This is a genomic window from Halopenitus malekzadehii (assembly GCF_900108505.1).
GTDB classification, from domain to species: Archaea; Halobacteriota; Halobacteria; order Halobacteriales; family Haloferacaceae; genus Halopenitus; species Halopenitus malekzadehii.
This window is the reverse complement of the sequence record NZ_FNWU01000008.1, coordinates 1-20932: the sequence shown is the minus strand read 5'-3', so window position 1 is coordinate 20932 and position 20932 is coordinate 1. Positions and strand designations below refer to the sequence as shown.

General features: G+C 69.1%; 20 protein-coding genes, 1 tRNA gene and 1 pseudogene. 11 read left to right on the top strand and 11 right to left on the bottom strand.

Going from position 1 to position 20932, the window contains the following annotated elements:
• Window positions 1-18: 18 nt before the first annotated feature.
• Window positions 19-438 (bottom strand): universal stress protein, encoded by a 420-nt coding sequence (locus BLW38_RS11340; protein ID WP_092817344.1) that lies wholly within the window; start codon window positions 436-438, stop codon window positions 19-21.
• An 82-nt stretch (window positions 439-520) separates the two neighbouring features.
• Window positions 521-2419 carry an ATP-binding protein gene (locus BLW38_RS11335; RefSeq protein ID WP_092817343.1) on the bottom strand — a complete coding sequence of 633 codons (1899 nt, stop codon included), beginning with the start codon at window positions 2417-2419 and terminating at the stop codon, window positions 521-523.
• Between the two features lie 169 nt (window positions 2420-2588).
• On the opposite strand from BLW38_RS11335, the gene BLW38_RS11330 reads away from it, so the two are divergent.
• Window positions 2589-2954 (top strand): DUF7113 family protein, encoded by a 366-nt coding sequence (locus BLW38_RS11330; RefSeq protein ID WP_092817342.1) that lies wholly within the window; start codon window positions 2589-2591, stop codon window positions 2952-2954.
• Window positions 2955-2994: 40 nt separating this feature from the next.
• Here BLW38_RS11330 and BLW38_RS11325 read toward each other — a convergent pair whose 3' ends face one another.
• On the bottom strand, window positions 2995-3321 hold the full coding sequence (locus BLW38_RS11325; protein ID WP_177167490.1) for a hypothetical protein: 327 nt from the start codon (window positions 3319-3321) through the stop codon (window positions 2995-2997).
• A gap of 126 nt (window positions 3322-3447) precedes the next feature.
• Here BLW38_RS11325 and BLW38_RS11320 point away from each other — a divergent pair, with 126 nt between their 5' ends.
• Window positions 3448-4479, top strand: a complete 1032-nt coding sequence (locus BLW38_RS11320) for an HVO_0234 family beta-propeller protein (protein WP_092817341.1) — start codon at window positions 3448-3450, stop codon at window positions 4477-4479.
• Window positions 4480-4578: 99 nt separating this feature from the next.
• The gene (prs, locus tag BLW38_RS11315) at window positions 4579-5427 is read left to right on the top strand and encodes a ribose-phosphate diphosphokinase (RefSeq protein ID WP_092817340.1); all 849 of its coding nucleotides are present in this window, start codon (window positions 4579-4581) and stop codon (window positions 5425-5427) included.
• 24 nt (window positions 5428-5451) lie between these two features.
• Here prs and BLW38_RS11310 read toward each other — a convergent pair whose 3' ends face one another.
• The gene (locus BLW38_RS11310; RefSeq protein WP_092817339.1) at window positions 5452-5712 is read right to left on the bottom strand and encodes a hypothetical protein; all 261 of its coding nucleotides are present in this window, start codon (window positions 5710-5712) and stop codon (window positions 5452-5454) included.
• Window positions 5713-5897: 185 nt separating this feature from the next.
• Here BLW38_RS11310 and BLW38_RS11305 point away from each other — a divergent pair, with 185 nt between their 5' ends.
• On the top strand, window positions 5898-6125 hold the full coding sequence (locus BLW38_RS11305; protein WP_245710180.1) for a DUF7860 family protein: 228 nt from the start codon (window positions 5898-5900) through the stop codon (window positions 6123-6125).
• Between the two features lie 68 nt (window positions 6126-6193).
• Window positions 6194-6859, top strand: coding sequence for a uracil-DNA glycosylase (locus tag BLW38_RS11300; protein WP_092817337.1), 666 nt, complete (start codon window positions 6194-6196; stop codon window positions 6857-6859).
• A 53-nt stretch (window positions 6860-6912) separates the two neighbouring features.
• Here BLW38_RS11300 and mutS read toward each other — a convergent pair whose 3' ends face one another.
• The 4 genes from mutS to BLW38_RS11285 all read right to left on the bottom strand — a co-directional run bounded on the left by mutS (window position 6913) and on the right by BLW38_RS11285 (window position 11747).
• Window positions 6913-9738 carry a DNA mismatch repair protein MutS gene (gene mutS, locus BLW38_RS11295; RefSeq protein WP_092817336.1) on the bottom strand — a complete coding sequence of 942 codons (2826 nt, stop codon included), beginning with the start codon at window positions 9736-9738 and terminating at the stop codon, window positions 6913-6915.
• Window positions 9702-9863 carry a hypothetical protein gene (locus BLW38_RS16285; protein ID WP_177167489.1) on the bottom strand — a complete coding sequence of 54 codons (162 nt, stop codon included), beginning with the start codon at window positions 9861-9863 and terminating at the stop codon, window positions 9702-9704. Before BLW38_RS16285 ends, mutS begins: the two co-directional genes overlap by 37 nt.
• Before the next feature lie 47 nt (window positions 9864-9910).
• Window positions 9911-10546, bottom strand: coding sequence for a DsbA family oxidoreductase (locus BLW38_RS11290; protein WP_092817335.1), 636 nt, complete (start codon window positions 10544-10546; stop codon window positions 9911-9913).
• 88 nt (window positions 10547-10634) lie between these two features.
• Entirely contained in the window at window positions 10635-11747 is a 1113-nt protein-coding gene (locus BLW38_RS11285; RefSeq protein WP_092817334.1) for a pyridoxal-phosphate-dependent aminotransferase family protein, read from the bottom strand.
• Window positions 11748-11965: 218 nt separating this feature from the next.
• On the opposite strand from BLW38_RS11285, the gene BLW38_RS11280 reads away from it, so the two are divergent.
• The 3 genes from BLW38_RS11280 (at window position 11966) to BLW38_RS11270 (ending at window position 16293) form a co-directional block, all read left to right on the top strand.
• Window positions 11966-13420 (top strand): hypothetical protein, encoded by a 1455-nt coding sequence (locus BLW38_RS11280; RefSeq protein ID WP_092817333.1) that lies wholly within the window; start codon window positions 11966-11968, stop codon window positions 13418-13420.
• A gap of 162 nt (window positions 13421-13582) precedes the next feature.
• A complete protein-coding gene (locus BLW38_RS11275) occupies window positions 13583-15451 on the top strand; it encodes an ABC transporter substrate-binding protein (RefSeq protein ID WP_092817332.1) in 1869 nt (622 codons plus the stop codon).
• Window positions 15448-16293, top strand: coding sequence for a phosphatase PAP2 family protein (locus BLW38_RS11270; RefSeq protein ID WP_092817331.1), 846 nt, complete (start codon window positions 15448-15450; stop codon window positions 16291-16293). Before BLW38_RS11275 ends, BLW38_RS11270 begins: the two co-directional genes overlap by 4 nt.
• Before the next feature lie 6 nt (window positions 16294-16299).
• Here BLW38_RS11270 and BLW38_RS11265 read toward each other — a convergent pair whose 3' ends face one another.
• A complete protein-coding gene (locus BLW38_RS11265) occupies window positions 16300-17832 on the bottom strand; it encodes a heme-binding protein (RefSeq protein ID WP_092817330.1) in 1533 nt (510 codons plus the stop codon).
• A gap of 162 nt (window positions 17833-17994) precedes the next feature.
• On the opposite strand from BLW38_RS11265, the gene cmk reads away from it, so the two are divergent.
• The 3 genes from cmk to BLW38_RS11250 all read left to right on the top strand — a co-directional run bounded on the left by cmk (window position 17995) and on the right by BLW38_RS11250 (window position 19888).
• Window positions 17995-18573, top strand: coding sequence for a (d)CMP kinase (gene cmk / locus BLW38_RS11260; protein WP_092817329.1), 579 nt, complete (start codon window positions 17995-17997; stop codon window positions 18571-18573).
• 34 nt (window positions 18574-18607) lie between these two features.
• Entirely contained in the window at window positions 18608-19744 is a 1137-nt protein-coding gene (locus BLW38_RS11255; protein ID WP_092817328.1) for an RNA-guided pseudouridylation complex pseudouridine synthase subunit Cbf5, read from the top strand.
• A 73-nt stretch (window positions 19745-19817) separates the two neighbouring features.
• A tRNA-Pro gene (locus BLW38_RS11250) sits at window positions 19818-19888 on the top strand.
• A 388-nt stretch (window positions 19889-20276) separates the two neighbouring features.
• Here the strand turns inward: BLW38_RS11250 and BLW38_RS11245 are convergent.
• The gene (locus tag BLW38_RS11245; protein WP_092817327.1) at window positions 20277-20573 is read right to left on the bottom strand and encodes a hypothetical protein; all 297 of its coding nucleotides are present in this window, start codon (window positions 20571-20573) and stop codon (window positions 20277-20279) included.
• A gap of 56 nt (window positions 20574-20629) precedes the next feature.
• A pseudogene (locus BLW38_RS11240) lies at window positions 20630-20932 on the bottom strand (IS6 family transposase); the annotation flags it as partial.

Here is a 20932-nt window from a genome sequence, read left to right as displayed (position 1 = left end):
GGAACGCCGCCCCGTGAGTCACCGAACCACGGTGACCGGCACGGACGCCTTCCGGACCACTCCCTCGGCGACGCTGCCGAGAAGGACGCGGGAGACGCCGGTGCGACCGTGGCTGCCGATGACGATCGCGTCGACGTCCTCGGCCTCGGCGACGTCCCGGATCGTGTTCCCCGGACGGCCCACCTCGGTGAGCGTCTCGACGTCGCGGTCGACGGTCGCGGCGGCGTTCGAAAGCACCGTCTCCGAACGCGTCGTCGCGTTCTCGTACCACTGCTCGACCGCGCCGGGAACGCCCAGCTCCGAGCCGGCCGACGACCGGGCGGGATTGATCACGTGAAGCAGCACCAACTCCGCCGCGGGCCACTCCTCGGCGGCGAACTGGAGCGCCTCGTTCGAGCAGTCGGAGCCGTCGACGGGGACGAGTATCCGTTTCACCATAGCGTGGGGTTCAAGCGGCCCCGTCAAAAGCGTCGTGGCCGTCACGGGATCGACGGGCCGATCAAAAGTCACCGAACCGTGCTCAGGATCCGTGACGGGTGAGACATCGCGGGAGCCCGCTGAGCTCGACCGGCTCGGAGTTATCGGGCGAGTAGACGACCATCTGTCCGGTCTCCATATACGGCACCTTCCCGGCGAGTTCGGTCGGGATGTTGACGCTCGCGATGGCGTCCTCGTCGCCGAGGTTCAACACGATCTTGGTGTTGATCTGCTTGAAGACGGACTCGGCGATGTCCTGCGGGTCCTGTGTGATGAGGAACAGCCCGAGCCGTTCCTTGCGGCCCTGTTTGGCCGCCTCAGTGAACTTCCCGATGACCTTCCGCGCCTGAACGGTGTCGGCGTCCGCGAGGAAGTTGTGCGCCTCGTCCATCCCGATCGTCAGCGGCGTCTCCTTGATCCGGTCGCTCGTCGGGTCGTTCGAGAGCTTGTCGTCGATCAGATACGACGAGACGGCGAGCACGAACATTTCCTTTTGCCGGGAGGTCGGGAGGTGATACGTCGGGATCACGGTGAGTCCGCCCGGCCGAACCAGGGTGTGATCGAGCTCGGTGATCGGGCGAGCGTCGCCGTCGAAGACGCCGCCGGGAACGGCGCGGACACGCCGCTTGACCGCGTCGAAGGTCGCCTCGTGAACGCGGCCCGATTCGTGGAGTTCCTCTTTGAGCGCCGGGTCGTCGAGGGACGTGACGAACTGGTCGTAGGTTCCGTCGTCGCCGTAGTCGCGGAAGAACCGCTTGAGAAGCGTTACCAGCCCTGCGTACTGGTTGTCGTTCAAGCTCGATCCCGCCACGAGCCACGGTCGATCGCGGACGATCGAGAAGGGGATCGTGAACGCGACGCGCTCGGCGCGGTGTCCCTCACCCGGATACGTCGCGGTCGGGGTCGTCGGCACCAGCGCGACGGTGTCGTCGTGGCCGCCGTGGGCGATCCCCTCCCGCTCGAACCGGCGCGCGTAGTCGTCGTCGATCTCCGGGTTGTCGTCGTGCATCTGGGCGTACTCGTCCTGCGGGTCGAACTGGACCACCGCCATCCGGACCGCCCGTCCGTCGTCCATCTCGTAGGTTCGGTCGGCATCGAGGTACTGCCGGAGGACGTTCTTCGAGGCGTGGGTCTTGCCGGAGCCGGTACCGCCGGCCACGAGGGTGTGCCGGAAGACGAGCGGGTCGCCGTTCTCGTCGTCGTCGTTCAACCGGTAGTCGACGGTCGGCGGGCTGGCCGCGGTCGTGACGGTCTCGCCGCCGACCGAGAGGTGGCCGAGGAAGACGCCATCTGCCGGGATCTTCAACCCGGTCTTGATCTCCGCGGCGTCGGCGGCCTCCTCGACGACCGCACCCGGCTTCGGAACGCGGTCGGTCATCCGCCGCTTGCTGTCGTCACCGCCGTCTCCGTCGTCGTAGACGACCGACATCGGTTCCAGTTCGGCCACGAACTTGTAGTCACGCTCGGAGAACTCGTCGCGGCGCATCTGCCGACGGGCGTGGATCTCGGTGGCGTCATCGGATCGGAACTCCTGGGCGTACTCGAGGCCGGTGATGCGACAGAAGAGGCGTTCGCCGTCCGGGTACGGCACGATCAGGTACTTTCCGAGCCGGACCGAGTCGCGGTTGCCGGTCGTCACGAACGCGCGCAGCGTCGTCTCCTCGGCGTCCTCGGCGACGCGAAGCCCCTGTGAGACCGAGATCACGCCGAGGCCGTCGTCCTCGCCGGCCGCCTCGACGGCGTATCGTTCGAAGGCACCGGAGCCGGACGGCGACTCCGTCTCGACCGAGTCCGCCTGCTCCGCGGGATCGTCGGACGCGACACCATCGGTCGCGGCGTCGCTGACCGCGGGATCGTCGACCGTGGTACCGTCGGCCGTGGGATCATCGGCCGCGGCGTCGTCGTCATCGGCGGAGAACTCGGTGAAGTCCTCGAGAGTCATACCTATCACACGCCGGGGCAGGGGCAAATCGCTTTCCCCCGAGGCGTCGTGGATCGGTCGGTCGGATGGGGTCGGTCGGAGCCGGTTCGGGGAGGGTCGGTCCGGCTCGATTCGGCTCCGGCGGGATCGGATCCCGACGGCTAACCGTGTCGGGACCGTAGTCGATCGTATGTTGCTCGTGACCGGACGCGGCGGCGGGACGGCGTTGACCGGGACCGTCTTCGAGCGGGGCGAGAAGCCCCCGAGCTACGCGGGTGCGCCCGAGGAGGACGCGCCGTACGTCTGGGTCTGTGACGCCTTCTACGAGGTCGACAGCGGTGGATCCGCCCTGACCGTCGACGGCGAGGAGATCCGGATCGCCTTCGAGGAGCCGGCCCCGCGCGGGTTCAAGTCCCGCGATCGAGCGATCGCGGCGGCCGAGGAGCACGTCCGAACGCAGTTCGCCCGGATCGGCCTCGACCCGGACGACGTCGAAGTCGAGATCGAGAAGGCGGATCCGGGTGCGGACGCGGGTGTCGATCGGAACGCGGCCTGAGTCGTGTTCGGTGGGTGCCTCGATCGGAGCCTGAGCCGCCTCAGTCGGAGCGGTCCGTGCTCGAGGCGATGGGACGATCGGCCGACGCCCGAAGCAGAAGGTAGATCACGATTACCAACAGGAACACGTCGATCCCCAGGAACACGGTTAACGGGGTCCCGAATCCCCACTGCCAGGCCCACTCGCTGCCGCGTTCCCGGGCGTCGACGTAGATCCAGCGCCCGACCGTCGCGTACAGCGCTGCAAGACCGAGGAGGACGAGGACGCCGCCGGACGTGGTAAACTCGACGGGGACGAGGTCGGACATCGCTTGGGCAGGCATCGACCGGGAAGGAACCGCTCGAAGCAGATCCGAAGGGAGGGCCATCGGCGGTGATTCTCGCCGAACGCTCATAAACGCGGGGGAGAGGATGGTGACCGGGCGGTCCGTGACCGGGTCGGGATCGCCGGCGTTCGCGAACCTTTTCCCCGATGCGGGCCGCAGTGGCACCCAATGCCCGCCGAGGACGACATCTCGATCGAGGAGAAACGGGTGTACGCCGGGTCGGCCGGTCGGACCGACGTGTACCTCGCCAGCGCCGACGGACTCGTCCGGGTCGCCGTCTCGGGGGACAAGATCGGGGAGTTCGGAATGGTCGCGGACGTCGCGGCTCGGGACGTCGCGATCCACGAGCGACCGGACGCTCCGGCCCTCCTCGCCGTCGCGACCCCCGAGGACCTCCTGGTTGGAGCGGTTGGAGAGCTGGATGACGGCCTCGGCGGCCTCGAGGCGGCCGGGATCGGTTCGACCGCCGCGGTCGGACTCACGAACGCGACGCGAAGTCGAGGAGTCGGTGACGGGTCCGACGACGGGACCGGTGGCGTCCCCCGTAACGGCACGGACGGCCCCTCCGGGTCCGGCGGGAGCGACCGGTTCCTCGCGGCGACGGCCGACGGAGACGTCGTCGACGTCCGGTTCAGCGGAGCGGACGAGGAGACGGCACGTCCCACGATCGAGACGACCACCATCGGGTCCGTCGAGGAGCCACACGCGGTCGATTCCGGGCTGATCGCGGCCGCCGACGGCGTCCACCGGGCGGCGAGCAGCGGCGGGACGATGGGTGGGACCGGCGGTTCGGACGGGCGATCCGGCCTCGAACGCGTCGGATTGCGTACCGTCCGTGACGTGGCCGGTACCGGGGTGCCGCTCGCGGCGGCCGATGATGGGCTCTACTGGCTCGCGAACGGCTGGATGGCGGCGATCGAGGCGGCAACGGGACACGTGGCCGCGGACGGGGACGGCCACGCCCTCGCAGCCACCGGCGAGGGACTGGTCGCGCACGCGGGCACCGACTGGAGCCGGGAGGCCTGGGAGCCTCGGTCGCTCCCGGTCGCGGGGGACGTGACGGCGCTCGCGTACGGGCCCGGGATCGCGCTCGCGGCGACGGACGCCGGCGCGCTGTGCGTCGACGCCGGGGACGGCTGGCGCCACCAGATCCTCGGCGTTCGCGAGGTCGGCGGGATCGCGACGCACGCGGTGGCGTGAGGGATCACCGGGACCGGTGGCGGCCCGAGCCGGTACCGGCCGGAATCGGCAGCGACCCGAACGAAAACGGGTTTAACCCGCTTCGAGAAACGGGCGGGTATGATCGTCCCGACTTCCGGCACGCAGACGCTGGCCGCCGCCCTCGCCGAGGAGACCGGATCACCGCTTGCGACGCCGACGTTCGAGCGCTTTGCGGACGGCGAACGGCTCGCGGCCGTCCCCGAGTTCACCGGCGAGACGGCGACGGTCGTCGCCTCGACGGTCGCCGACGGGGACTGGATCGAACTCCTCCAACTGCAGGACGCCGTCCGGGAGGCCGGCGCGACCGAGGTGACGACGGTGATCCCGTACCTCGGTTATGCGCGCCAGGACCGGGCGTTCAAGCCGGGACAGCCGGTCTCGGCGCGCGCGATGGCGCGGGCGGTCTCGACCGGAACCGACCGGGTCGTCCTCGTCAACCCCCACGAGACGGCGGTTCGGGAGTTCTTCTCTGTCCCCGTCGAGATCGTCGACGCGGCCGACGCGCTGGCGGAGCCGCTGCCGGCCCTGCGTGACCCGCTCTTCCTCTCGCCGGACGCTGGCGCGATCGGGATCGCCGAGACGGTTCGGGACGCCTACGGCTCGGGAGCGACCGACTACTTCGAGAAACACCGCGACCGCGAGGACGGTTCCGTCGAGATCACTCCGTCCGACGCGCCGGTCGCCGACCGGGACGTGGTCGTCGTCGACGACATCATCGCGACGGGGTCGACGATGAGCAAATCGGTCGCAGTCCTCCAGGAGCGCGGCGCCGACCGCGTGGTCGCCGCCTGCGTGCACCCGGTGTTGGCGAGTAACGCCGTGAGCAAACTTCGCGCGGCCGGCGTCGAGCGGATCCTTGGGACCGACACGGTCGAGCGCGCCTGCAGCGACGTCTCGGTCGCGCCGGCGATCGCGCCGCGGTTGTGAGGGCGGCGCGGTTGTCACGGATCCCTACGCGGCGTCGCCGTTCGACGATCCGTCGCCAAACAGGCGTGGGCGAAGGGTTTCATAGCCGAGCAGGTAGACGCCGATGTACAGCGCGACGAGCCCCATCCCAAGGAACCAGGCGCCAAGTTTGAGCTCGCCGCCGGTGACGGCCGTGAGGCCGAGGTCCTCCAGGTAGATGCCGGTCGAGGAGACCAGGCCGGTGCCAAGCGTCAGCCCGAGGAGTTCGACGGCTTCGATGATCTCGGGCGCGGCGAGTTTCGACATACCGTCGCGTCGGCGCCCGAGCGACGTGAACCTTTTGAGTCGGCCGTGACGTTGTGTCGGCCGCGATCCGAACCGCCTTCTCCAGGGACGGACCCGCCATCAGCCTGGCCCCACCGTGAAGCCCGGATCCACGGTCGAGCCCGGAACCAAAACGCGTATAGCACCGTCGATCGGATATGGTCGGTATGGCCGGGCGATACGGCGAGATGGATTACGGATCGTTGACGAAAGGTGGCGTCGCCGTCGGCGCGATGCTGTTCGCGATCGGCGCGATCGCGGAGCTGACCGTCGGCGCCGGCGGCGGGATCTCCCCGACGCTCGATGCCGCGTTCCTCACGATGGAGTTCTTCGGCCCCCTCGTTGCCCTCCTGTCGGTGCTCGTGTTCGGGATCGCGATGCCGCTGACCGAATAGGTGGCCGGGCGATCGGACCGAATGGACGAGACTGTGACGGACGGGAGAACGAGATCACGACCGGTGCGATGAACGAAGACCCCGACTTCCCCACGCGGAGACACGTCCTCGAGCCGGATTGCTCCCGCTGTGACCGCCTTCCAGCGGACCGAACGTGCATCAGCTGGGGAACCGGCCCCCTCGACGCCGCCGTGATGGTGATCGGCGAGGCGCCCGCCGCCGGGGATCCGGACGCGGAGCGGTGGCGCGGCGGGAACCTGACCGGAAAGGCCTACACGGCGAGTCACTCCGGGCGACGCATCCGGCGGCTGTTCGAGTCGATCGACTACGGCGGTCGGACCTACTACACCAACGCGGTGAAGTGCTTCCCGCGGGACCGGGAAGCCGACGAGCCGACGCACCGGGAGCCGACCGCGGCGGAGCTGTCGACCTGTCGGCGCCATCTCCGAACCGAACTCGAGCGCGTCGAACCGGACGTCGTCTGTCCGACCGGCAAACACGCGACGACGTCCGTTCTCGCGATCGGGGCGGAAACGGACGGCGCCGACGGCGAACCGGCGGTCGAACTCGATGGCTTTCTGGAGGCGGTCCTCGAGCCGATCGACGCCGGCGTCGGGGGCCCGGTCGTGCCGCTCCTCCATCCCGCCTATCAGGACGTCTGGCGGGCGCGCCTCGGCTACGAGGCCGGGGAGTACCGGGACGCGATCGCCGAGACGCTCGCGAGAGTGACGTGAACCGCCTCGGGGCTTGACCCGAGTCACTCCCTGCTCCGCCTGTAGACGACCGACTACTCCTCGTCGTCGACCCGTCGCTGCCACTCCTGGACCCGCGTCGCGAGCTCCAGCGGCGGCGTCTCGTTGACGTCGACGTCGGTGATCTCCTCGATCACGGCGTCGACCGCGGGATCGAGATCGTGGTCGGAGCCACGATCGGGCGTGCGATCGTGGTCGCCACGGCCGTCGCTTGCGACCGGGGCATCGGCGTCGCCGGGGTCGGTCGCATCACCGGCGCTGGATCCATCCGTGAACGACCCGGCCGAGAGATCGAAGACCGCCTGCGTCGGGCCATCCCTCGATCCGCCGCTCGTCCCGCCCTCGCCGCCGCGCGCCTCGATCGCCTTCTCCTCGCGGAGGCGGTCGAGCACCTCCCCTGCCCGGTCGACGACGGGAGCCGGAACGCCGGCGATGTCGGCGACGTGGACGCCGTAGGACCGGTCGGTCGGGCCCTCGCGAACGGTCCACAGGAAGGTGACGTCGCCGGCGTCCGTGTCGTTGCCGGCCCGGCCATCGTCACCGGTCCCGCCGTCATCGACCGCGACGTGGACGTTCTCGACGCGCGGGAGGTGGTCGGCCAGCGTGGTGAGTTCGTGGTAATGGGTCGCGAACAGTGTCCGGGCGCGCACCCGGTTGTGGAGGTACTCGGTGGCCGCCCACGCGATCGAGATCCCGTCATAGGTCGCCGTTCCGCGGCCGACCTCGTCGAGGATGACGAGCGACTCCTCGGTGGCCGAATGGAGGATGTTCGACAGCTCCTGCATCTCGACCATGAACGTCGACCGGCCCTGCGCCAGCTCGTCGAGCGCGCCGACGCGCGTGTAGATCCCGTCCACGAGGCCGATCCGGGCGGACCGGGCCGGGACGAAGCTCCCGATCTGCGCGAGCAGCGTGATGAGCGCGGCCTGGCGCATATACGTCGACTTTCCGCTCATGTTGGGCCCAGTGACGATCAGGAAGCCGCGGTCCTCATCGAGCCGGAGGTCGTTGGGGACGAAGTCGGTCGTTCGCTCGACGACGGGGTGCCGGCCCGCCTCGATGTCGAGCGTGCCGGGGTCGGCGATCGTCGGTCGCGTCCAGTCGTTCGCGGCGGCGTGCTCCGCCAGCGAGCAGAGGACGTCGATCTCCGCCAGCGTTCGACCGACGGACTGCAACAGCCCGGATCGGGTCGCGACGCGCTCGCGTAGGTCGTCGAACAGGTCGGCCTCGCGCTCCTCGCGCGCCTCCTCGATCCGGAGGATCTCCCGCTCGCGCTCGCGCAGCTCCTCGGTGACGAACCGCTTCGAGTTCTTGAGCGTCTTGATCTCCCGATAGGCGTCGGGGACGCCGTCGGCCGCGGACTTGCCGACCTGGATGTAGTACCCGTCGGTCTTGTTGCGGTCCACGGTGACGTGCGAAAGGTCGTGCCGACGCTTCTCGCGGTCGGCCAGGCCGTCGAGCCACCCGTTCGCCGCCTCGTGGCGCTCGATCAGCTCGTCGACCTCGGCATCGTACCCCCGCGCGATGACGCCCTGTCCTGCCGAACTCGGGGGATCCTCCGCGAGCGCGTCCGCAAGCTCCGACCGGAGCTCGCTCGCGGCCTCGCGGTCGAGGGACTCGAGCACGGTCGCGAACGGCGAGTCCGCGAGCGGCGTTCCGTCGACCGCCTCCGCGAGGCGCGGCAGGACCGCGAGCGTGTCGCGAACCGACAGCAGCTGTCGCGGGCCCGCGCTGCCGGAGGTGGCACGGGCGGCCAGCCGTTCGAGGTCGTAGGCACCCTCGAGGACCTCCCGGAGTTCGTCGCGAGCGAGCGCGGCGCCGGCAAGCGCCTCGACGGCGTCGTGGCGCCGCCGGAGCTCGGACGCGTCGCGGTGCGGGCGCGTGACCCACTCGCGAAGCAGCCGACCGCCGGCGCTCGTGACGGTGTGGTCGATCGTCTCGAACAGCGAGCCGTCCGACGTGCCGCGGATCGTCTCGGTCAGCTCGAGGTTACGCTGGGTCGTCGCGTCGAGCGCGACCCGGTCGGCGTCGCCGTCGGTCCGCAGCCGAGTGATCGACGCCAGGACCCCGGCGCCCGTGTCCGCGACGTATGCGAGCGCGGCGCCGGCGGCGCGGATCGGGAGGTCGGACTCCAGACCGACGCCTTCGAGGGCCCCCTCACCGAACTGGTCGCGGACCGTCCGTCGCGCTCGACCCGGGGCGAACGCCTCGCTCGTGTGGAGCGATAGCGTGGTCTCGACCGCCTCGCGTATCCCCTCGAGCAGCGCGTCGTCCTCGCGCACCGCGGGTCCGGGGACGATCTCGGCCGGGTCGTGTCGGTACAGCTCCGCCCGAAGCTCGGCGGCGTCGGCCGCGGTCGTCACCCGGAACCGCCCGGTCGTCACGTCGACGAACGCGAGCCCGAAGGGGCCGTCCGGGTCGTCGCGGTCGCCTCGTCCGTCGCCTGCGTCTTCTGCTCGCCCGTCGGTCCGTCCATCCGTCGACGGACCGTCCCCACGAACGATCGCCGCGAGGTATTGCGCCTCGGCATCGGTCGTCTCGAGGAAGGTCCCCGGCGTAACGATCCGGGTGATCTCGCGGGCGTGGCCGTCGTCCGTCTCGTACTGGTCGGCGACGGCGACGCGGTAGCCCCGGTCGACGAGCGCGCGAACGTAGGGCGTCAGGTCGTCGATCGGGACGCCCGCCATCGGGTAGGAGGACCCGTGGGAGGACTTCTGGGAGACCTTGAGGTCGAGTTCCTCGCCGACGGTTTCGGCGTCCTCGGCGAAGAACTCGTAGAAGTCGCCACACTGCATCGTCAGGAGGTCGGCGTCCGTCTCGGCTTTCAACGCGAGGAACTCCTCGACGATCCCGGTAGCCATATACCCTCCCTCCGGCGGTCGAAAGGTAAAACGCTGCGGTCGGCGCGGTCGGTGCGGTCGGTGCGGTCGGTGCGGTCAGTGCGGTCATCCGCGACGACGCCGGCGACGTCGGCGACGGTGGCCACCGACGCGGACAGCCGACGGCCGACTCCGACGCGGACGCGCGAGCCGCCTACGCGGACGCGTCGGCGCCCTCGATGAGGCGTTCGAGGTGCTCCGGCGGGACCGCACCGCGGGCGGCGTGGTCGTCGTAGATCCAGGTCGGCACGCCGGAGACGCCGAACTCGCGGGCGTCGTCGAAGGCGGCACGGAGCCGGTCATCCCACTCCCCGTCGTCGGTCGCGGCCGATCGGACGGCATCGGCGTCGAGCCCCACGCCGTCGGCGACGTCGGCGATCACGTCGGGGTCGCCGATGTCCCGGCCGTCGCGCCAGAGCGCGTCGAAGAGCGCCTCGTCGAACTCCCGCCACGTCTCGGGCGTGGTCTCGCGGACGTACAGGGAGGCCTGTTGGGTCGGCCAGGAGTCGACGTCCCGACGGAGCGTCTGGGCCATCTCGGCGCCGTACCGCTCCTGCAGCTTGCGGACGTTCGCCTCGGCCTGCTCGTAGTAGTCGTCGTCCTTGCCGTCCTCGACGTCGGTTCGGATCTCCCCGTCGGGGGTGCGTTTGTGGCCCCGGAGGTCGAACGGGCGCCACTCGAGCTCGACGGACGACCCGCGGTCGTCCTCGTAGCGCTCGAGGGCGACGCGGCCGAGATAGCAGAACGGGCAGACGTAGTCGGAGTACACGACGAGCTGTCGATCGGTCATACTCCCGATTGGGCACCGGCAGGCAAAAGGGCGGCGTCACGGGGGTCGAAGGAACGTCGACGACGCGTCGCGAGGAACGTGCCCGTCGCTACAGCCCGGCGACGTCCTCGATCGCGTCGGTGAGCGTCTCGATGCTCTCGACGGTGTGTTCGCCCATATGGCCGATCCGGAACGTCCGCTCGCCGAGCGTCGAGCCGTAGCCGTTCGAGAAGACCATGTCGTACTCCGCGGAGACGGTCTCGATCGTCTCGGCGACGTCGATGTCCCGGGTGTTCTCGATGCAGCTCACGGTCTGTGACTCGTAGCCCTCCTCGGGGAACAGATCGAAGTGGTCGCGGGCCCACTCGCGGGTGTACTCCGCCATCTCGCGGTGTCGCCGGTCGCGCTCGTGGTGGCCCTCATCGAGCATATGCTTCATCTGTTTGCGGTACGCGAGCATAACTGGAATCGCGGGCGTGGAGTGGGTCTGTCCCTTGCGGTCGTAGTAGTCGAGCGAGCGCTGGAAGCCGCCGTACCACGAGGCCGACTCGGCGGCGATCTCCCGCTCGTAGGCGTCGTCGCTGACGACACAGACCGCCAGCCCGGGCGGCATCGCGAACGCCTTCTGGACCGAGGTGAAGAGCACGTCGATGCCGTGGTCGTCGATGTCGACGAAGTCGCCGCCGAGCGCCGAGACGGCGTCGACGACGAACAGCGTGTCCGGGTAGTCGGCGAGGACGTCGCCGATCTCCTCGACGGGGTTGCGAACGCCGGTTGAGCTCTCGTTCATCACGCAGGTGACGGCGTCGTAGTCGGTGTCCGACTTCTCGAGGGTCGCGCGCACGTCCTCGGGCTTGACGGCCTGCCCCCACTCGTACTCGAGGGTATCGACGTCCTTGCCGAGCCGCTCGGCGACGTTGGCCTGGCGCTCGCTGAAGCTGCCGCAGGTCGTCACGAGGACGTTCTCATCGACGAGGTTGCAGATCGCGCTCTCCATGAACTCCGTCCCCGAGGCGGTGAGCACGATGACGTCGTTGTCGGTCCCGAGGAACGTCTTCGTGTCCTCGACGATCGTCGTGTACAGGTCGGTCATCCGGTCCATCCGGTGGCCGAACATCGGCTTGGCCATCGCCTCGATGACGTCCTCGCGCACCTCGGTGGGGCCCGGGATGTACAGCGTCTTGTCCGCGTAGTCGCCGGTGTACTCGCGTTTCTCGGTCATGTGAGGGGCTGGTACCGGTCCGTTGCCGGCAAGGTGGGATGGGTGTTTCGATACCGCCATCGTCCCCCGGCGGTGCCATCGGCGGCGGTCGCGGGAGCCGACGCGGTGAGCAGCCACCGACTGACGCGGTGAGCAGCCACCGACTGACGCGGTGAGCAGCCACCGACCGACGCGATGAACGGCCGACCGCTTTTGGTACCCGGCAGCGACAAGGGAGTATGCAGCGATCGACAGTCGGGATCGCCGCCCTGCTCGTCGCGGTCGCGATCGGGCTCGCCGTCTCCGGCGTCGTTCCCGAGCCGGGCGTCGAACCCGACCAGGGGGCGGAACCGGACCCTCCGTCGGTCCCGGAGGGATCGCTCGTGACGGTCGACGGGGAGTACGCGTTGTGGCCCTACACGAGCCGCGAACGGTCGTCCGCCGGGCGGACGCTGGCGATCAACGTCGTCTTTCGGGACGATCCGGAGACCGTGCGGGAGGCGCTGCAGAACGACCCGGACGCGGACTGGCGGGAGCCGCCCGACGCCGACACATCGGGGACTGAGCAGGAGGAGTCATCCGACGCTGGCGGGAGCGCAAACGCGACTGCCGAGGAAACGAATGCGAGTCCCACAAACGCGAGCGAGGAACCTGCGAGCGACGAACCCGCGAGCGACGTCAACGTGAGCGACGTCGACGAGGAGCTCATCGAGGAGGCCGTCACCACCGACTGGCAGCGCGCGCACGGTTCGCGGCGGTACGCGTACTTCGAACACGAGGGCGGACACGGCACCTGGGTCGCCGAAACGTTCCAACTGCACGCCGGCACCTACCTCGGAACGCGGACCCACATCCGCGGATACGGGTCCCCGGACGGGACCTACACGGCGGTCCAGGCCCACGGCGAGTACTACGACTGGTTCCGGCTCCGACACACGGTCACGGACGTCTCGGAGTCGGCACGGACGGTCGAGAACGACTTCATCGATTCGGGCGCCACGGTGGCCCGGGAGTACCACGGGATCGACGGTGGGCGCAGCGACGGCTGGCTGTCGGTGATCGACCTCGCGGCGCTGCCGTTCCTCGCGGTCCTCCTCCGCCGGACGACGCGCCGGTCGATCCGGGTCGCCGGCCGGCGGTTCCTTGCGGACGCGGTCCGGCACCGATACGCAGCCCTCCTCGGCGTCGGACTCGCCGCCCTCGTTCTCGGCGTCAGGGCGTCCGGAATCGCCTTCGAAGCGGCGTATCCAACCCTCTCGCCGAAGGTCGCCGCCGCGCCGCTGTACCTGGTGCTTGCGGTCGGCCTCCCCGCGTTCACTGCGTCGATCGCGGACCATTGCGACCCGGACGTCGCGGTGCTAGGCGTGACGCTCGGGCTCGGCGGCGGGTTTCTGATCGACTTCGCGTCGCTCGGCGTCGCCGTGCCGGCTGGCCTGCTCGCCCATCGTGTCGCCGTCGTCGCCGCGCTGGCGACGATCGCGGCCGGACGGGCGATGGAGGGGCGAGACGCGATGGACGGGCGAAGCGCGGTAGACGGACGAAGCGTGGTAGACGGGCGAGACACGGTTGACGATGACGGGGAGCTGGCGGTCGATAACAACGCCGAGGAGACCCTCCCGGGGCTGGCGATCGTGGCCGTGGGACTGTTCGGCTGGGCGATCGTGCTGGCGTTACCGCTCGCGAACGTGATCTGAGTACCGCTCGCGGACGTGACCCGAGGCTCGATGAAACGCGATCCTTTGGCACGGACCGGGCGAGACGCGCGACGTTCCGCGGGCAGGTGCGGTGGTACCCCCGGAACAAGGAACGGTAACCGCAGGACTGTTATACGACAGCATACCAAGCATTTCGAACGAATGGGATCGATGCCGACCCGACGACAGGTGCTGGCGGCCACGGCTGCGACGGCCGCGAGCGGCGGCGTGTCGGGGTGTCTCGGCGCGGAGAAGAACGTCGCCGGGCGCGACCAGCCGAGTCGGATGACGCTCACCATCACGACGCTTCCCGCCGACAGCGATCCACACGCCATCCGGATCGTCAGACACCTCGCCGAGCATCTCGAGGCGGTCGGCATCGAGCCCCGCATCCGAACGGTCGACGACGCCGGCCTGTATCGGGAGATCCTCATCAACCACGACTTCGACGCCTACGTGGGACAGTTCCCGAGCGCAGATCCGATCGATCCCGACGCCCTCTACTCGCTGTTGCACTCCTCGTTCGTCGCCGAGCCCGGGTGGCAGAACCCCTTCGGACTCACCGACCCGGCGATCGACGATCTTCTCGACCGCCAGCGACGAGCCGACCACGAGGACCGACGGCGGGCGGTTGCGGAGCTACAGGACGCGGTCGCTCGCAGACAGCCGTTCACAGTCGTCGCGTTCCCGGACATGCTGACCGCGGTGCACGACGACCGGTTCATCGGGTGGGAGCGGACCCGCCCGGCCACGTCCGAGGGACTGCTCGAGTTGGACGCGAACGCCGTCGTCGGAACGATGACGGACGATGAGGGCCGGGACGGGGAACCGACGGACGAGGAACCGGCGAACGGTGAGGACCGGGACGGGGACCCGACGGACGATCGGCGGCTGCGTCTCGTCACGACTGACTCACGGATCACGACCAACCGCAACCCGATAGCGCCGGAACACCGTCGATACGGAACGTTCACGGGGCTCGTGTATGACCCGCTCGTGCGAGCGATCGACGGCGAGGAGGTTCCGTGGCTCGCACGTCGGGTCGTCCGCGTCGACGAGCGGACGGTCCGGGTCGAGATGCGCGAGGCGGTCTGGCACGACGGGGAACCCGTCACCGCCGCCGACGCCGCGTTCACCTACGCGTTCCTGGCGGACACCTCGCTCGGGAAAGCCGAAACGCCGATCCCGTCGCCCCGCTTTCGCGGCCGGTCGACGCTCGTCGACTCGGCGACCGCGATCGGGGACCGAACGCTCGAGGTCCGGTTCACGGACGCGGCGGCCGCGACGCAGCGCCGGGGACTGACGGTTCCGATCCTCCCCGAACACGTCTGGCGCTCCCGAACCGACCTGGTGGAGCTCCCCGCCGGGATCACGATCAACGAGATGACGACCGAGGCACAGGTGTGGGAGAACCCGGATCCCGTGGGCTGTGGCCCGCTCCGATTCCGCGAGGCGGAGGCGGACGAGCGGGTCGTCTTCGAGCGAAACCCTGCACACGCGATCGCGGCCGAGCCCGAGTCGTTCCCCGAGCGGGTCCGCGGGAAGCCCGCCTTCGAGACGCTGGAGCTGCGGGTCGTCCCCTCCGACGTCGCCGCGGTCCAGCAGGTCGGCGACGGGCTCGCGGACGCGAGCACCTCGAACCTCGGCCCGGACGCCGTCCCCCGAATCGGCAGGGAAGCGGCGGCTCGTCTGGTCAGCCAACGGTCGGGGGCGTTCTACCACGTCGGCTACAACACGCGGCGGGTGCCGTTGTCGAACCCGTACTTCCGGCGGGTGCTCGCTCGGCTGCTGGACAAGGCCGCGCTCGTGGGGTCGGCGTTCCAGGGATACGCTCGGCCGACAGCGTCGCCGCTCGCGCTGTCGGGGTCGTGGCTCGCCGACGAGTTACGCTGGACGGACGGTGACCCGGCGACCCCCTTCTTCGAGTCCGACGGCGAGTTCGACGCCGCAGCCGCGCGGGAGGCGCTTCGAGAGATCGGCTATCGATACGACGAGAACGGCGCGCTACTGGTCCCGGACTCCGCGGAATGATCGTCGTTATCTCGGTGGTGGCGTGGCTGTTCATCGTCGTCGCGTCGCTGTGTCTCGTGGTCGGAATGGCGCTCCTCGACCGCGGTCGGATAGCCCGGCTCCAAACGAACCTGCGACGGTACCCCTGGGAGCTCCGGCGAGAGATCCTGGGGCTCCTGGCCGTGCTGGCCGCGAGCGCGGTCGGACGCGGCGCGCTCCAGTCGGTCTCGGAAGTGTACGGGTGGCGAGCCACAGGGACGATCGTGGCGATCGAGGGCCAGTTCGTCGCGTGGGTACAGGCGTCGCTGTTCTCGCCGATCGCGACGCGATACTTCTCGTGGATATACATCTACGCGTACGTCTTCCTGCTCGTCTTTCCGGTCATCGTCTACGGATCGCGACGGACGCCGACGACGCTCAGACGACTGCTCGTCGCGTACGCGCTCAACTACGGGATCGGGCTGATCGTCTACACGATCGTCTTCGCGCACGGCCCGCGAAACGTGATGCCCGACCTCGTGACGTCGCTGCTTTTTACCTACAACCCGGACTTCCAGGAGCTGGCCGCCCAGGTCAACGAGAACGCGAACGTCTTCCCGTCGCTGCACACCTCGCTGTCGATGACGGTCGCGACGTTCGCCTACCGGACGCGCGGTTCGGACCCCGCCTGGGCCGTCCTGACGGCATGGATCGCCGTCTCCGTCTGGATCGCGACGATGTACCTCGGGATCCACTGGCTGATCGACGTCCTCGGCGGGATCGTCCTCGCGCTCGGCTGCGTGGCGGCGGCGGTGCGGATCGTCGATCCGGATCCCCGAGGCGAGGACGGGTCGGTGGACGACGCGGGAACGAACGCCGAGTGAGGTCGGTCAGGCCAGGAAGACGTGGCGCGGGCGGTCCGCGAGAACCTCCCGGCCCCACTTGACGGTCTCCGAGAACTCCTCGGAGCGGAAGAACGCCATCGCGTCCTCCTTGGCGCGCCACTGGCTGGCGATGAACATGTCGTTCTCGTCCTCGACGTTGGCCAGCAGGTCGGTCTCGAGGTGGCCGTCCATCCCGTCGAGCAGTCCGGCGACGTCGTCGAAGGTGTCGACGAAGTCCTCCCGGTGGTCGGGGACGACGGTGTAGAACATCCCCATCGTCCCGAAGCCGGACTCCTCGCCCGCACGGGCGACGATCCCCGGCAGCTCCGAGAGGAACCCGGCCGCGGTCTCGGCCGCCGAGGCGGTGTCCCAGATGGAGACGACCGCGGCGCGGTCGGTCGCGTGTCCCTCGTAGACCGCCGTCTTCACGTGCGTGTCGTAGTGGTCGAAGTTGCCGCGGAGCCCGTCGACCTCCTCGAAGAGGTCGTCGACGTCGGCCTCGCTGTAGAGGACAGTGGCGTAGACGTCCTCGCCGTGGGGCTGGCCGGCGTAGACGTCGAGGTCCTCGAGTTCACCACGGATCGAGTCCGCATCGGTCCCATTCCTGTCGGCGTCCGCGTCCTCGGTACCGGCGTCGCCGTCGTGGTGATGGCCATTCTCACCGTCTCCGTCGCCGTGATGGTGGCCGTCGGCGTCGCCGTGGTGATGGCCCTCATCGCCGCCGTGGGGGTGTCCACCCGCTCCGCCGCCGTACTCGCTCGTCGGGACCTTCGCGCCGTCGAGGTACGCGCCGAGGTCCGACGGCGGGAACCGGCGGCCGACGAGGAAATCGCCGAACTCGCCGTATCGCGATGAGGCGGGGTCAAACCGCATCTCGTAGACGATGTCCTTGAGGTCCGTTGGGTCGGCCCCGAAGAGGGTGACGCCCCACTCGTGGTCGTCGAAGCCGACCGAGGAGGCGATCACCTGCTTGATGCGACCGGCGTACTCCCGGCCCACCTCGCCGTGGCCCGCCATCAGCTCGGCGCGCTCCTCGAAGGAGAGGTCGTACCAGTTGTACTCCTCGCCGCGGCGCTTGCTCATCGGGTAGAAGGAGACGTACTCGTCGTCGGGGATGTCGGGCTTGAGTTTCCCCTCGATGTAGCGGCGCAGGCCCTCGTCGATCTCCTCCTCGTTGCCCTCGAAGTAGTCGTCGGAGACGTATCCCGAGACCTCGGTGACCGTGACGTAGGAGGTCTCCTGCTCGGTGAACGCGGCGAAGGCGGTGTCCTCGAACCGGCGCTCGATCGCCGAGAGATCGTCGAGTTCGGGACGGAAATGGAGGAACAGCAGGTCGCCCTTGTGCCCGAGGATCGAGAAGACCGCGGAATCGCCCGCCTCGGCGTCGGCGAGCGACTCGCGGGCCGACAGGAAGCGCCGGCCCTCCTCGATCGCCCGTTCGCGTTCGTGTTCGGGTGCCGCCCGCCAGGCGTCCCAGTCGATCGACCGGACGTCGTGGAGGGCGAACCATCCTTCGTCGGTTTGTGGCGCCTCGACCATACCCGGGGTTCGGGCGCCGGGACTTAGGGGTTTGCGAGTCGTCGCGACGACCGCCCGTGAGGGCCGGGGCGTGCTCGGGCGTGGTCGGCGACGGTCGCTTCGACGTCGGCCGAGCGACGTGGAAACGACAACCGTTTGTAAGCCGCTCCAGTGAGTGTGGATATGTTACTGACCGTCTCCGGCCCGCCGGGAAGCGGGAAGAGTACCACGGCCGTCGGACTCGCGGAGGCGCTCGACCTCGAGCACGTCAGCGGCGGCGACATCTTCCGCGAGATGGCCGCCGAGAACGACATGACGCCGGTCGAGTTCAACGAACACGCCGAGACCGACGACCGGATCGACCGCGACCTCGACCGCCGCCTCCGGGAGATCGCGACGACGCAGGACGACGTAGTCCTCGAGTCCCGGCTGGCCGGGTGGCTGGCCGGCGATCACGCCGACGTCCGGATCTGGCTCGACGCCCCCCTCGACGTCCGCGCGGCCCGGATCGCCGACCGCGAGGGCAAGGCCGTCGATCGGGCCCGCGAGGAGACGCGCCGGCGCGAGGAGAGCGAGGCGAAACGCTACCGGGAGTACTACGACATCGACATCGGCGATCTCTCCATCTACGACATCGTCTACAACACGTCCCGCTGGGGCCCCGACGCCGTCCTCGAGTCGATCGTGGCGACCGTGGAGGCCTACGAGCCGGCGCTCGACGAGGGCAAACACCCCGTCGAGGGCGTCCGGTACGACTTTTAAGCGACGGGACGGAACGAACACGGGAACGCATCGAATGGTCGACGACACCGACGCCGACGAACGCGGGACACACGACGCCGACGGTCACGAGCACGACGACGCACGCGACCCTGACGAGCACGACGCCGATGCTCACGACGCCGACACGCACGGGGTCGACGAACGCGACGTACACGGGGCCGAGTCGGATCCTGGATCCCCGGCCGACCGCCTCCGGCCGGCTCCCGAGGACCGGTCGCCGGCCGAGCTGTTGCGGTTCGGCGTGGTCAACCTGGACAAGCCGGCCGGCCCCTCCTCCCACCAGGTGTCGGCGTGGGTGCGGGACGGGATCAACGACGCCCTCGCCGACCTCGACCCGGACGGCCCCGGGATCGACGGGGTCGCCCACTCGGGGACGCTCGACCCGAAGGTGACGGGCTGTCTCCCGACGCTCACCGGGACGGCGACGCGTGCGGCCCAGGTGTTCCTCGAGGGGCACAAGGAGTACGTCGCCGAGTTGGAGCTGCACGCGTCCGCGCCGTCGGACCTGGCGGCCGTCGTCGCCGAGTTCGAGGGCGAGATCTACCAGAAACCCCCGCGAAAGAGCGCCGTGACCCGCCGACTTCGGACGCGGACGATCCACGAACTGGACGTCCTCGAAGTCGCGGACCGGCGCGCGCTCCTCCGGATCCGGTGTGAGTCGGGAACCTACGTGCGTAAGCTGTGTCACGACCTCGGGCTCGCGCTGGGCACGGGCGCCCATATGGGCGCGTTGCGTCGGTCAGCGACCGACCCCTTCGACGACGCCGCCCTCCACACGCTGCAGGACCTGTGGGACGCGCTGGCGTGGGCTCGCGAGGGCGACGCGGCGTTCCTCCGTGAGGTCGTTCGCCCCGCCGAGGACGCCCTCGACCACCTGCCGACGGTCACGATCGCCCCCTCGGCGGCCGCGACCGTCGCCACCGGTGCACCGATCTACGCACCCGGCGTGATCGACGTCGACGTCGGCTCCGGTCCGGCCGCGGACATCGCCGCCGAGATCGTCACCACGGGCACCGTCCCCGACGACGCCGACGCGCCGCTGGTCGCCTGCTCCCTGCCGAACGGGAGCGCGGTCTGTCTGGGCCGGCTCGTCGGCGATCCCGGCGCCGAGGCGGGGACCGTCGTCGCCCTCGAGCGCGTGTTGGTCTGACGGTCGGCGCAGGTGGTCGGGCGATGAAACGAAGCCCTTAATTAACGGACACCCCTCGATTCGAATACGCCCTGGGACCGTGGGGTAGTGGTATCCTATGCCGATGGGGTCGGTATGACCCGAGTTCGATTCTCGGCGGTCCCATAAAATTTGTTATAGTTTCTCCACAACGGACAGGAGATTCCACTCAAACCGCCGAAAACACCGTTCAGGGAGCCAAAAATACGGTGGAGAAACATCAGAAGGAAATAACGACAGGTAACCCGCGGATCCGAGTGTCAAAGCGCGGAGACAACGCCCCGGATCGAGGGGGTGTCGCAGCGTGAGGCGGCACTGTCCTCGCTGCGGTGCTCGGCTCAAGACGGGGACGCGGACCCCCGGTGCGGTCGCGTATCGGATCTGCCCCGCAGTGGTCACAGATCGACGGTCGGGTCATAGGGCGTCGAGTGGATCCACGGGGACGGACCAGTACGTTTCGGCCGGTCCGCGTTCGATCGGCTGGCGGCGGCTCGGCGTTCGGGGTCGGGGCTTCTCACCGGCGCTGGTGCCCGGAGCCGTGGCCGGCGCCCTCGAGGGTGACCTTGACGCCGCCGCCGGCCAGCGTCGCGATGAGGTTGTAGGCCACGCCCGTGATCGCCACCGAGACCGCGACGGAGAGAGCGCTGATGACGACGATCAGGACGGCCCCGACGAGCCCGAAGCCGCTGTCCAGCAGCACGCTGAGCAGCCCGAGCGGGACGCCGAACAGCGCGCCGTAGAGCGCGCCGAGAACGGCGCCGATCCTGAGCAACGATCCGATATCGATCGACGTGAGTTCGTGTGTCGCCATACGTCCCCTGCCCGCCCGACCCGGGATATACCTTCGGGCCCTCACTCGGGTCGTGTTTAGTTTGTAACATTGTGCCAGACGGCGAAGGTGTGTAACCACGTTTCAGCTGTGCTTGGATCAACGTGGCTAAAACAGTTTGAGAATGAAGAGGTACGTCGTTTTACTTCACGAAAGACACGTTCGACGCTGTTCCGATTTCCGTGGCGTTCGTATCTGAAATCGAGGCCGTGTCGTTGCAGCGCAGTTTGGAGCCAATCCGCATCATCAACGAGAAACAGCGCGTCGTCGACATCGTGTTTCTCACGAAGCTCTCGGAGAAAGATCTCAGTGAGTGCAGTCGTATACGTGGAAAAGAGCCG